At 66.4% G+C, this 12681-nt stretch carries 13 protein-coding genes; 12 read left to right on the forward strand and 1 reads right to left on the reverse strand.

Going from position 1 to position 12681, the window contains the following annotated elements; genetic code table 11:
• Positions 1-90 precede the first annotated feature (90 nt).
• The 4 genes from tfdA to LDO41_RS33895 are packed head-to-tail and all read left to right on the forward strand — an operon-like array spanning position 91 to position 4147.
• On the forward strand, positions 91-954 hold the full coding sequence (gene tfdA / locus LDO41_RS33880) for an alpha-ketoglutarate-dependent 2,4-dichlorophenoxyacetate dioxygenase (RefSeq protein WP_011178399.1): 864 nt from the start codon (positions 91-93) through the stop codon (positions 952-954).
• A 42-nt stretch (positions 955-996) separates the two neighbouring features.
• Positions 997-2538: an acyl-CoA synthetase gene (locus LDO41_RS33885; RefSeq protein ID WP_011178400.1), complete on the forward strand. Its 1542-nt coding sequence runs from the start codon at positions 997-999 to the stop codon at positions 2536-2538.
• Positions 2539-2543: 5 nt separating this feature from the next.
• A complete protein-coding gene (locus tag LDO41_RS33890) occupies positions 2544-3710 on the forward strand; it encodes a thiolase family protein (protein ID WP_011178401.1) in 1167 nt (388 codons plus the stop codon).
• Positions 3707-4147: a Zn-ribbon domain-containing OB-fold protein gene (locus LDO41_RS33895; protein ID WP_011296186.1), complete on the forward strand. Its 441-nt coding sequence runs from the start codon at positions 3707-3709 to the stop codon at positions 4145-4147. The genes LDO41_RS33890 and LDO41_RS33895 overlap by 4 nt, the downstream gene beginning before the upstream one ends.
• On the opposite strand, the gene LDO41_RS33900 is transcribed toward LDO41_RS33895, so the two are convergent.
• Positions 4144-5220 (reverse strand): aromatic ring-hydroxylating dioxygenase subunit alpha, encoded by a 1077-nt coding sequence (locus LDO41_RS33900; protein ID WP_011178402.1) that lies wholly within the window; start codon positions 5218-5220, stop codon positions 4144-4146. The genes LDO41_RS33895 and LDO41_RS33900 overlap by 4 nt on opposite strands.
• Before the next feature lie 65 nt (positions 5221-5285).
• Here LDO41_RS33900 and LDO41_RS33905 point away from each other — a divergent pair, with 65 nt between their 5' ends.
• The 8 genes from LDO41_RS33905 to LDO41_RS33940 all read left to right on the forward strand — a co-directional run.
• Complete coding sequence (locus LDO41_RS33905; protein WP_011178403.1) at positions 5286-6065, forward strand: IclR family transcriptional regulator; 780 nt, start codon at positions 5286-5288, stop codon at positions 6063-6065.
• Positions 6066-6143: 78 nt separating this feature from the next.
• A complete protein-coding gene (locus LDO41_RS33910; RefSeq protein WP_049796619.1) occupies positions 6144-6914 on the forward strand; it encodes a TetR/AcrR family transcriptional regulator in 771 nt (256 codons plus the stop codon).
• A complete protein-coding gene (locus tag LDO41_RS33915) occupies positions 6892-7665 on the forward strand; it encodes an SDR family NAD(P)-dependent oxidoreductase (protein ID WP_011178405.1) in 774 nt (257 codons plus the stop codon). Before LDO41_RS33910 ends, LDO41_RS33915 begins: the two co-directional genes overlap by 23 nt.
• A gap of 162 nt (positions 7666-7827) precedes the next feature.
• Positions 7828-9075: an ABC transporter substrate-binding protein gene (locus LDO41_RS33920; protein ID WP_011296187.1), complete on the forward strand. Its 1248-nt coding sequence runs from the start codon at positions 7828-7830 to the stop codon at positions 9073-9075.
• A gap of 14 nt (positions 9076-9089) precedes the next feature.
• Entirely contained in the window at positions 9090-9968 is an 879-nt protein-coding gene (locus LDO41_RS33925; protein WP_011178407.1) for a branched-chain amino acid ABC transporter permease, read from the forward strand.
• Positions 9969-9984: 16 nt separating this feature from the next.
• On the forward strand, positions 9985-10947 hold the full coding sequence (locus tag LDO41_RS33930; RefSeq protein WP_011178408.1) for a branched-chain amino acid ABC transporter permease: 963 nt from the start codon (positions 9985-9987) through the stop codon (positions 10945-10947).
• Positions 10944-11678 carry an ABC transporter ATP-binding protein gene (locus LDO41_RS33935; protein ID WP_011178409.1) on the forward strand — a complete coding sequence of 245 codons (735 nt, stop codon included), beginning with the start codon at positions 10944-10946 and terminating at the stop codon, positions 11676-11678. The genes LDO41_RS33930 and LDO41_RS33935 overlap by 4 nt, the downstream gene beginning before the upstream one ends.
• Positions 11679-11792: 114 nt before the next feature.
• Positions 11793-12681, forward strand: an 889-nt coding sequence (locus tag LDO41_RS33940; protein ID WP_223995869.1) for a DUF4158 domain-containing protein, incomplete at its 3' end; no start/stop codon positions are given.

Consider the following 12681-nt stretch of genomic DNA (forward strand, 5'->3'; position numbering starts at 1 on the left):
TAAAACTCGGCTGCTCTCTCGTCTGCTGGAACATCTTCAGGCGCGCTGAGCCGTCTTTTTGAAACAGTCTCTTAGAAAAGGAGCAAAAAAGTGAGCGTCGTCGCAAATCCCCTTCATCCTCTTTTCGCCGCAGGGGTCGAAGACATCGACCTTCGAGAGGCCTTGGGTTCGACCGAGGTCCGAGAGATCGAACGGCTAATGGACGAGAAGTCGGTGCTGGTGTTCCGGGGGCAGCCCCTGAGTCAGGATCAGCAGATCGCCTTCGCGCGCAATTTCGGGCCACTCGAAGGCGGTTTCATCAAGGTCAATCAAAGACCTTCGAGATTCAAGTACGCGGAGTTGGCGGACATCTCGAACGTCAGTCTCGACGGCAAGGTCGCGCAACGCGATGCGCGCGAGGTGGTCGGGAACTTCGCGAACCAGCTCTGGCACAGCGACAGCTCCTTTCAGCAACCTGCTGCCCGCTACTCGATGCTCTCCGCGGTGGTGGTTCCGCCGTCGGGCGGCGACACCGAGTTCTGCGACATGCGTGCGGCATACGACGCGCTGCCTCGGGACCTCCAATCCGAGTTGGAAGGGCTGCGTGCCGAGCACTACGCACTGAACTCCCGCTTCCTGCTCGGCGACACCGACTATTCGGAAGCGCAACGCAATGCCATGCCGCCGGTCAACTGGCCGCTGGTTCGAACCCACGCCGGCTCCGGGCGCAAGTTTCTCTTCATCGGCGCGCACGCGAGCCACGTCGAAGGCCTTCCGGTGGCCGAAGGCCGGATGCTGCTTGCGGAGCTTCTCGAGCACGCGACACAGCGGGAATTCGTGTACCGGCATCGCTGGAACGTGGGAGATCTGGTGATGTGGGACAACCGCTGCGTTCTTCACCGCGGACGCAGGTACGACATCTCGGCCAGGCGTGAGCTGCGCCGGGCGACCACCCTGGACGATGCCGTCGTCTAGCGCACGCCATGGCGCACGCCCTTTTCGCGAAGGCCCCACAAGATGTACGCAACCCTGATCAGCGGCAGCCGTAGCCTGGACGGCGACACCTTGGCGCAGCGCGTCCTTCGAGCGGCGGGCGGCCTGGCGGCATGGGGATTGAGGCCCGGTGATGTCGTCGCCATCCTCATGCGCAATGACTTTCCGGTGCTCGAAATGACGCTGGCCGCGAACCGCGCCGGCATCGTTGCGGTGCCTTTGAACTGGCATGCGAACCGGGACGAGATCGCCTTCATCCTCGAGGACTGCAAAGCGCGTGTGCTCGTCGCGCACACCGATCTGCTCAAGGGCGTTGCATCCGCGGTGCCCGAGGCCTGCAAGGTGCTGGAAGCCGCGTCGCCGCCCGAGATCCGGCAGGCCTATCGGCTGTCCGATGCGTCGTGCACGGCGAACCCGGGCACGGTCGACTATGAAGGCTGGCTCCAGGCATCGGAGCCTTCGACGGCCTTGCCGGTCGCGGCGCCGGCCAGTCTGCTCTATACCTCCGGCACGACGGGCCGCCCGAAGGGCGTGCAGCGCGCCAACGGCACGCCCGAGCTCGCGGCGAAGTTCGGCCTGAGGGTTCGTCTGGCGCACGGGCAAGAGATTCGGCCGATCCGGGCCGTGCTGACGGGGCCGCTCTACCACTCGGCACCCTATGTCTATGCGCTCAACAGCTTGCGCTTCGGCGAAGTCCTGGTGCTTCAGCCGCGCTTCGACGCGGATGATCTTCTCGACCTGGTCGAGCGCCATCGCCTGAGCCACATGCATGTGGTGCCCACGATGTTCAGCCGGCTGCTCGACCTCCCGCCGGCGCGCAGAGCCGCTTTCGATACGTCGACGCTGAGCGCCGTGACGCATGGGGCGGCCATGTGCCCGCGCGATGTCAAGCAGGCCATGATCGACTGGTGGGGCCCGGTCATCATCGAGTACTACGCCGGCACCGAGATCGGCGTGATCGCGACCTGCACGTCCGAGGAATGGCTGTCGCACCCAGGCACCGTCGGCAAGGCGCCCGAGGGCGTCCGCATCGCCATCGTCGATGACGAAGGACATCCGGTGCCCATCGGCGACAAGGGCGAGATCCTCGTTCACGCCGACGTTGCCGATCTGGTGACCTACCACAATCGGCCCGAGGCATTGACGGAGCTTCGACGCGGCGAGTGGATCACGCTCGGCGACGTCGGGCATCTGGATGCGGACGGCTTCCTGTGGATCAGCGATCGCAAGAAGGACATGGTGATCTCCGGCGGCGTGAACATACTTCCGGCGGAACTCGAAGAGGAAGCGATGAAGTTGCCGGAGGTGCGCGATTGCGTCGCTTTCGGCATCGCCGACCGGGACCTCGGCGAAGTCCTGGTCCTCGTGGTCGAGCCGCACGCCGGCGCGCGCGTCGACCTCGAAACGATGCGGGCCACGCTCAAGAACAGACTGGGAGGCCTGCGTTGCCCCAGGTTCTTGCTGAGCATGCCGGTGCTGCCGCGCGAAGACAGCGGCAAGATTGCGCGCCGCAAGCTCAAGCAGCAGTACATCGACAGCATCGCGCCATCGTCGGCGGCAGCGTAGGCCGGATGGCGGCATCCGACATCGTCATCGGCGGCTATGCCGAAACACCCGTTGTCTTCGGGTCGGGTCGAAGTGCCTACGACCTGGCGGCGGACGTCCTGGACGAGCTCGCACGCAAGTACGGCATCGCGCCCGCCGATATCGACGGGCTGGCGGTCACGGCCGCGCTGAGCGAGGGCAGCAATCCCTTCCATGCGGCCTTCATGTCGGACGCGCTGGGACTGGCGCTCGACTGGCTGGCGACCGGCACCACGGGCGGCTGCGCGATGTTGTCCGCCGTGGCCGCAACGGCTTCGGCGCTGCGCGACGGGCACTGCAAGGTGGCGCTCGTGCTGGGCGCCGACGCTCCCAGCACCCACTTTGCCGCCGAGTTCCGCGGCTACCACGACGAGTTCATCGCGCCGACCGGCATGACGCGCCCGCCCGGCTTCTTTGCGCTGCTGCACAACGCCTATGAACAGCGCTACGGTGCGCTCGATGCCGCGCTGGGGAAGATCGTGCTCACACAGCGCGGGCACGCGTTGGAGAACGAGCGCGCATGCGAAAAGCTGCGAAGACCGCTTGCCCTCGACGACTACCTGAAGTCGCGCAAGGTCTCCGATCCGCTGCGCCTGCTCGACAGCGTGATGTTCTGCGACGGCGCGAACGGCGTCCTGATGATGCGGGCCGAGACGGCGTCCGCGATGGGATTGTCCAAATGCGCGCGGCTGGCCGGCTACGCCGAACGCACGAACCACGATGTGCAGGAACAGCCGCCCGACCTGCTCGCGTCGGGCTTCGTCCAGGCCGGTCCGCGCGCGCTGCGCCAGGCCGGCCTGACCGTGCAGGAGATCGACATGCTGCAGCTGTACGACGACTTCACCATCGCCGTCCTGATGCAGCTGGAGCACATGGGGTTTTGCGGCCGGGGCGAGGGCGCCGCCTTCATCGAGAAGACCGATCTAAGATTCAGCGGCGGCTTGCCGCTGAACACGGGCGGGGGCCAACTCTCCGCGGGTCAACCAGGCTTGGCTGCCGGCGGACTGGGCCTGGTGGAGGCGGTGCGCCAGCTCTTCGGCGAAGGCGGCGCAACCCAGGTCGAAGATCCGCGCAATGCGCTGGTCACGGGCATCGGCGGCCTCGCCTATGGCCGGGCCTGGATGATGAGCAGCGCGCTCGTGCTGGACCGATGAGCGGTCTTCGAACTTCGACTGTGGCCATCGGCCACTACATGGACACCGCGGCGTTCTGGGCGGCCACGCGCGAGCGCCGGCTGCTGGTCCAGTTCTGCACGCAAACAGGACGGTGGCAGGCCTATCCGCGGCCTGGCAGCGTCTACACCGGGCGCCGTCGTCTGGCGTGGCGCGAGGTCAGCGGCGACGGGGTGTTGGCAAGCTGGACCGTCGATCGCATGAACACCCCTGCGGCGGCCGACGCCCCCCGCATGCACGCATGGATCGACCTGGTCGAAGGCGCGCGAATCCTCAGCTGGCTGGTCGACTGCGATCCCGCGCGATTGCGCGTGGGCCTGGCCGTTCGGGTCGCCTGGATCTCGCTCCCCGACGGATGGCAGTGGCCCGCCTTCACCATCGCCGCGCATTCAGGCGGGCCCAACGGAAAGGCACCCTAGCCTTGCAACACGCCTGGGGCCTTGATTTCTGGCGCACTCCGTTCCGCCATCGCCAGCCGCTGAAGCCAACGGCGTGCGGCGAGCGGCGCGTGATCCACCGCGATATCCATCATTCCGCCGCTGCTGGACGGCTCGATCCTGCGAATGACTTCCACGCCGTCGAGTGCCCAGTTTCTCTGCTGGTTCTCCATGAGCACCTTGTCTTCCATCACGGTCTTGCGGAACTGCTCGAACATGCCGACGGTCAGCGCCTCGTTGTCCGGCAGGAAGTCGCGATAGAGCGCGGAGAACTTGAAATGCGTGGTCGATGTGGAGGGGGTACAGGGCCCCGGCACCCGAAGCCGCTTGATCTGCGTCGGGTCGTTGTTGCCGACCGGTTCGACCTCGATCTCCAGCAGCATGTTGGCGCCGGGCCAGAAGCTGATGCGTTGGCTGTTCTTGACGAAGTCCCATCCGAACAGGTTCTTGAACGAGGGTCCGGTGGACGCCTTGTCCCAGTTGCGTGTCACCTGGACCTTGGCTTCGCTGACGTCGACGGTCGGGCGCGTGAGCGCCACTTCGGGCGTGCCGACGGTCTCTGGATGGGCGTAGGTCACATGCGACAGGTCCAGCACGTTCTCGATGTTGAACAAAAAGGGCGCCTCGACGAGCAGGGCTTCGGCGGGCCGCCCGACGTAGCGTCCGGAGCTGCAGATCTCCGCGTAGTCGGGCACCAGCGTTTCGTTTGCGAGCGCCGGATCGCCCGGCCAGATCCAGACGAATCCGTCGCGCTCGACCACCGGATAGGAGCGCACGCAGGCGCTCGGTGGGACGCGAGACTGACCGGGAATGCTCGTGCACGAACCGTCGCCGGCAAAGGTCAACCCGTGATAGCCGCACTGGACTTCGTCGCCGATCAGGCGCCCCAGGGAAAGCGAGACGCGACGGTGGCTGCAACGATCGGCCAGCGCGGCGACACTGCCGTCATTGCGACGGAAGAAGACGACGGGCTGTTCCAGCAGGGTTCTCGCCAGCAGCTGCCGCCCCACCTCGTGCTTCATCGCCCCGACGTACCAGAAATTCTTGGGATACATGGTCTAGTTCTCCTTCGTTTGCGGACCGTGCGCTGAGCGTAGGGCGAGCACCTTCCAGTGGCATCATGAATGTGATGACGAAGCGCGAAGAAACCCTTGATTCATCGCCCAAGCCGGTCAAGTCGGCATTCCGGGCGATCGAGATCCTCGAGTACTTCGCCGCGAGGCAGAAGGGCGCCACCATCACCGAGATTGCGGCGGCGCTGGACTATCCCCAATCCAGCACCTCGATGCTGGTTGGCAGCCTGGAGACGATGGGCTACCTCACGTTCTCCGAGAAAGACCACCTCTTCCGTCCCACGCTGCGCGTCATGCTGCTGGGCGCCTGGCAGCACGAGGCGTTCTTCGCGAAGAACAGTTTCGTGACCGACATGAAGGCCCTCGCGATGCGCACGAAGGCCGGCGTCATGGTCGGACTGCGCCAAGGCATTCACGTGCGCTTCATCCTGTCGCTGTTGCCGAGCTTGAAGACCAACGCGCTGTGGTTTCCGCCAGGCGTCCTGCGTCCAGTCTGCAGGTCGGCGGCCGGCAAGGTCTTGCTGGCGAACGAACGCGACGAGGACATCGAACGGATCGCCTCTGCCGCGAACGCGGAGGCGGCTGACGGTGTTCAAGTCAATATTCCGGCGCTGATTCGCGAAGCGCGCGAGTGCCGCCAACGCGGATGGGCTCAGAGTCTGGACTACCCGAGGCCCGGCTGGGCGAACCTTGCGATGGGGCTGCCCCGGATGGAAGGACAGCCGGAGATGGCGGTCACGCTGGGCGTTCGAAAGGAATCGGTCGAGCTGCGGCGCGACGATCTGATCGCCGAACTCAGGCGCGCGATGGAACGCTTGAAACGCTAGGCCGCCCCGAGGATGCGTGGCGGACCCTCTCACTCGCCCCTATCGACAGCGCGCCGCCCCCGCCTTATATTCAATTCAATGAGGCACGATTCAAACAATTCATCCGCCGCCGGGCCCCGCGCCGACGCCTCCCCGCTCGTCCTGCCACGCAAGCGCGGGCGCAAGAAAGTCGACGGCCTGGTCGAGGCGCGGCGGCAGCAGATCCTCACGGCCGCGCTCGAGCTGTTCGGCACCAAGGGATTCCACCGCACGACGACGCAGGACCTGGCCGACAGCGCCGACGTGAGCGTCGGCCTCATCTACCAGTACTTCAAGGACAAGGAAGACCTGCTCGCGGCGGCCATCGGCCAGATCTTCGATGCCTACCTGAGCGAGATCCCGCTCGCCGTCGAGGCCGCCGCCGATCCGCTGTCGCGCTTTCGGGCCGCGGTGCATGCCTACTGCCGCGTCATCGACGAACACCGCGAGGCCGCCCTGCTCGGCTATCGCGAGACACGTTCGCTGTCCAAGGCGGCAACCAAGGGCCTGATGGCGAAGGAAACGCAGTCGACGGCGCTGATCGCCGAGCGCGTGACCGAATGCATCGAGGCGCGCGTCTTCCGCTCGGTCGACGTCGCGATGCTGACCTACCACATCGTCGTCTTCGTCCATTCCTGGGCGCTCAATTCGTGGCGCCTGAAGGGCCAGTTCAAGCGCGAGGACTACGTGGACGTGGGCGTCGACATGCTGCTGGGCCCGATCGTGCAGACCCCGGCGCCTGCGCGCAAACCCGCCAAGGCCGCCAAGACAACCAAGACCGCGAAACCCGCACCCCGAAGGAATCCCCATGCCGGCCGCCGCACTGTCTGACAAGGTCGCGATCATCACCGGCGCCGCGTCGGGCATCGGCGCCGCCACGGCCGAGCGCTTCATCGCCGAAGGCGCGCAGGTGATGCTGGCCGACATCGACGGCGCCGCGGCCGAAGCGGTGGCCGCGCGCCTCGGCCCGCGCGCCGCCGCCGCGCACGGCAACCATTGCCTGCCCGCGGACAACGCGCGCGTGGTCGCCGAGACGCTGGCGCGCTTCGGCCACGTCGACATCCTCTACAACAACGCCGGCGTGCTGTCGCGCGGCGCGCTCGACACGATCGAGGGCGACGAGCTGCGCGCCGTGCTCGATGCCAACCTGGTCGGCCCGGCCTTGATGAGCCGCGCCTGCCTGGCCGCGCTGCGCGAGTCGGCACGGCTGGGGCGCGCGCCGTGCATCCTTTTCACGGGCTCGATCCAGTCGCTGATGGTGCGCCCGGGCTTCGCCGCCTACGGGTCGTCCAAGCACGGCGTCGCCGGACTCGCTTCGACGCTGGCGCTGGAACTCGCGCCCGAGGGCATCCGCGTCAACGCGCTCTGCCCGGGCCCGGTCGATACGCCGCTGTTCCGCAAGAGCGCGGCGCCGGCCGGCGCGGTCGGGCCGTCGATCGAGCAACTGGCTGCCGGCATCCCGATCGGCCGCCTGATCCGCGTCGAGGAAGTCGCCAGCGCCGCCCTCTTCCTGTGCAGCGATCAGGCCAGCGCGATCAGCGGCGTGCTGCTGCCGGTGGACGGCGCCATCACGGCCCGCTGAGCGTCCGGCCGGCCAGCGGGTCCCTACCCTTGACAGGGCCATGCCGGTGCGCAAGAATAAATTTGAGTGAAGCTTCACTCAAATAAGAGAATCGAGATCGAGCACCGCCGCCGGCTGCACATGGCAAGGGCGCGGGCAACCACCAGAACAGGAGACAACGCCGTGAAAATTCAACGTTTCGCTCGCGCCTTCCGGTCCCGCCTCGCCGCCCTGGCGATCGGGGTCGCGACCGCTTCCCTATCGCTGCTGGCTGCCGGCCCCGCGGCCGCGCAGGACAAGCCCATCAAGATCGGCCTGACCACCGACCTCACCGGCATCGCGGCCGCCTACGCGCGCTCGCAGGTCAACGGCGTGCAGCTCGCGGTCGACCAGATCAACGCCAGCGGCGGCCTGCTGGGCCGCAAGCTCGAGGTGCTGGTGCGCGACTCGCAGCTCAAGCCCGACCTCGGCACTTCGCACACGCGCGACCTCATCACGCGCGAGAACGTCGACTTCCTGATCGGCCCCGACGGCAGCGCGGTCGGCATGACGGTCTCGGCGGTCGCCAAGCAATACAAGAAGGTGGTCATGATGACCATCCCGAACTCGCCGCGCATCACGACCGAGACCTTCCATCCCTACGTCTTCACGGTCGTGCCCTCCGGCGTCATGGAAGCGCGCGCCATGGCCGCCGCCATCGGTCCCGGCAACAAGCGCATCGCCTTCATCGGCGGCGACTACGAGGCCGCGCACCAGGGGCTGAAGTACTTCAAGGACTGGCTGGCGAAGGTCAATCCCTCGGCCGAGATCGTCTCCGAGGCCTGGCCGAAGCTCGGCGAGCCCGACTACAGCAGCTACATCACGAGCCTGATGTCGTCCAAGCCCGACGTCATCTTCTCGTACCTCTGGGGCGCCGACCTGATCGGCTTCGTCAAGCAGGGCAAGCCCTACGGCGTGTTCACCAAGACCAAGGTCGCCAGCCTGGTGTTCCTCGACGACCTGAAAGCGCTCGGCGACGAGATGCCCGATGGCGTGATCGCCCAGATGCGCGCGCCCTTCTTCGCGCTTACGGGTGACCGCATGACCAAGTTCACCGAGCAGTTCCGCGCCAAGTACAACGACTACCCGGCCGACTGGGCGATCATGGGCTACGAGGGCATGCAGATCCTCGCGCAGGCGATCAAGAGCGCCAACTCGCTCGAATCGGACGCCATCGTCAAAGCGGTCGAGCAGGTCAAGTACGACGGTCTGCGCGGTCCGATCAGCTTCCGGGCGCTCGATCACCAGGGCACGGTCGGCTCCTACATCGGCACCGTCGCCAAGAGCGACAAGTACCCGTTCAAGATCCTGACCAACGTCAAGACCATCAGCGCCGAATCGATCTGGCCCAGCGAGGCCGAGATCACGGCCGCGCGCGCGGCCGTCAAGTAGGAGCCGCGGCGCGCATGTTCCAGAGCATCCTGGTCCAGGCCCTGAGCGGCGTCAGCAGCGGCATGGTGCTGTTCCTGGTCGCTTCGGGCATGACGCTGATCTTCGGCACGCTGCGCGTCGCCAATTTCGCGCACGGCTCCTTCTACATGATCGCGGCCTACCTGAGCTTCACGCTCACGCGCTGGGTCGGCCACGGAACCTGGGGCTTCGTCGTCTCGCTGGTCGTGGCGCCGCTCATCGTCGCACTGCTCGGGCTGGTGGTCGAGCGCTTCCTGCTGCGCCGCATCGCCACGCGCGCCCACCAGTACCAGCTGATCCTGACCTATGCGCTGACGCTGATCCTGGCGGATGCCGTGAAGATGATCTGGGGCCGCGACAACTTCACGGTGCCGCGCCCCGGCGCGCTCGACGGCGCCTTCGACATCTTCGGCACGCCCTTCCCGAGCTACTACGCGCTCTTGATCGTGGTCGGCGCCGTCATCGCCGTCGCGCTGCACCTGCTGCTGACGCGCACGCGCTTCGGCAAGGTGCTGCGCGCCTCGGTCGCCGACGGCCAGATGGTGGGCGCGCTCGGCATCGACGTGCCGCGCCTGTACACCGGCGTGTTCGCGCTCGGCGCCTGGCTGGCCGGCCTGGGCGGTGCCCTGGCGGCGCCGGTGGGCTCGATCTCGCTGGGCATCGACAGCTCGATCATCATCGAATGCTTCGCGGTCGTGATCATCGGCGGCGTCGGCAGCGTCGGCGGCGCCCTGCTCGGCGCGCTGATCATCGGCGTGACCAAGTCGGTCGGCATCCTGTTCGCGCCCAAGCTGGCGATCGCCTTCATCTTCATTGCGCTGTGCGCGGTGCTGGTGCTGCGGCCGCAGGGCCTGCTGGGCCGCAGCACGGCCTGATGGGACGAGCACGCGCATGAGAACCGCCCTGCCCGCCGCCATCGACCGGCCCGAACGCATGTCGCGCAGCACGATCGGCTGGTGCGTGGCCGCGCTCGTGTTCGCGCTGCTGCCGCTCGCGATCGGCGAGAGCTACGCCTTCCTGACGGTCGACTTCTTCATCATGTCGCTGTTCGCGATGAGCTACAACCTGCTGCTCGGGCAGGCCGGCATGCTGTCCTTCGGCCACGCGACCTACTACGGCCTGGGCGCCTATGCGGTCGCCATCCTGCAGAACAAGTACGGCGTACCGCCCTGGCTCGGGCTGGTGGCCGCGCCCATCGTGGCGGCGCTCGGCGCTTTCGCGATCGGCTGGCTTTCGGTGCGCGTCACCGGCATGTACTTCGCGATGCTCACGCTGGCCTTCGGCCAACTGGTGTTCACCCTGGTGCTCGGCTGGTACACCTTCACCGGCGGCGACGACGGCCTGCCGGTGGCGCTGCCGGACTGGATGCTGTCGGCGCGCAACTACTACTACTTCAGCCTCGTGATCGTCGCGCTGTGCATCTGGCTGATCTACCGGGTCACGAAGTCGCCCTTCGGCGTCGCTCTCGGCGCGATCCGCGACAACCGCCAGCGTGCGGCCTACATCGGGCTCTCGGTGCGCCGGCTGGAACTGCAGGCCTTCGTCGTCGCGGCGGCCTTCGCCGGTGTCGCGGGCGGGCTGCGCGCACCGCTGCAGCAGATGGCCTTTCCCGGCCTGCTCAACTGGAGCCAGTCGGCCGACCCGGTGCTGATGGCCCTGGCCGGCGGCATCAACAGCTTCGTCGGGCCGATCGTCGGCGCCGCGTTGTTCGTGTTCACCAATTTCGCGGTCACCAGCCGCTTTGAGTACCCGCTGCTGGTCTTCGGCACGCTGGTGCTGCTGATCGTGCTGTTCCTGCCGGACGGGATCGTCGGCACGTTGCGGCGGCGGCGCAATGTGGGGGCGCAGAAATGAGCGCAGCGCCCGTCATCCTTTCGATCGAAGGCATCGGCAAGAACTTCGGCGGCTTCCACGCGCTGAGCCAGGTCGACCTGCAGGTGGCCGACCGCAGCGTGCACGCGCTGATCGGCCCGAACGGTGCCGGCAAGAGCACGCTGCTGAACGTGGTCTCGGGCCATCTCGCGCCGAGCGCCGGCCAGGTGCTGTTCCGCGGCCGACCGATCTGCGGCCGGCCGCCGCACGAAACCGCGCGCCGCGGCGTCGCGCGCTCGTTCCAGATCACCAGCATCTTCAGCGGCTTCACGGTGTTCGAGAACGTGCAGATGGCGCTGCTCGCGCAGCACGGCCTGTGCACGCGCATGTTCCGCAGCGCCGCGCCGATGAAGCGCGACGAGGCCTTCGCGCTGCTGCAGCTGGTGCGGCTCGACGGCGCGGCCGACCGCATCGCCGGCCAGCTCGCCGCGGGTGACCGCAAGCGGCTGGAATTCGCGATCGCGATGGCCGGCACGCCGGCCGTGATGCTGCTCGACGAACCGACCGCCGGCATGAGCCCCGACGAGCGCGCCATCGTCATCGGCCTGATCCGCAAGATCAACCAGGAGCGCGGCGTGGCGGTGCTGTTCACCGAGCACGACATCGAGATGGTGTTCGCCATTGCCGACCGCATCACCGTGCTGCACCAGGGCAGCTGCATTGCCGACGGTGCGCCCGAGGCGGGGTCTCCTCGTTTTCAGTGCAATAAGTGACGGTACGCAAAGCTAGCACTGGCGCGGGGGTGGTCTGGGTAGACCGTTGATTTCATTGACTTTCCTGTTCGCTTTGTAAACGGGTATGGTGGCCTCCCACTTTTGAGGTTCACGATGCAGGGTTGGCACACAACGTTTTTGGGGATGCGTGGGCTCCCCCGCGATATCAGCGACTTCGAGATGAAGGCATTTTTCACCTTCGATGGTGCCGAGCGCGACGCAATCAATGCACGCCGAGGTGATTCCCACAAGCTTGGTCTGGCGCTCCATATTGGTTTCCTGCGCATGAGTGGGCGTTTGCTCGGTGCCTTTCGGGTAATTCCAGTAGCCTTGTGGCGCCACCTTGGCAACGAGCTTGGCATTGCAGCACCAGAAGTCGCCTCGCTGAGAGCCATGTATGAACGCGGGCGCACGCTATTCGATCACCAACAAGTAGCCTGCACGGTCCTTGGATTCCAGTGGATGAGCGAGCACCAGCGCCGCTCACTGGTACGTGAACTGCGCGACGAAGTGGCGCGCTGCGCCGACCGCGATCAGCTACTCGTGCGGGCGCGTCAATGGCTGTACAAGAACAAGCTGGTGATCGTGCACGAGCGGGCAATTCGGACACTGATTGCGGCGGCACTTGCCCAGCTTGAAGTTGAAACAGGCACCGCCATCGCCGCCAGCGTTGATCCAGCAACACTTGATCGCTGGCGAGCCTCAGTTTCAGAGCTGCGCCCAGATGGACAAACCCAGCAGAGTTGGCTATGGGCTGCACCGGCGAAACACTCAACCCGCCAAATCAGCGAGGTACTGGAGCGCATCGACCTGCTTTACACGCTGGACGTTCATAAGCACCTGGCAGACATCCCCGATCTCATCTTGCGCCGCTACGCGCGCCGACTTGTCTCCAGGCCGCCCTCAGCCGGAGCCAAGATCAAAGAGCCAGCGCGCACCGTGGAGGTCGCATGCTTTCTTCGGTATTGCCTGTTCACCACCACAGACCAGTTGATCCTTATGG

It is taken from the genome of Cupriavidus pampae (assembly GCF_914271485.1).
In the GTDB taxonomy this organism is placed as follows: Bacteria; Pseudomonadota; Gammaproteobacteria; order Burkholderiales; family Burkholderiaceae; genus Cupriavidus; species Cupriavidus pampae.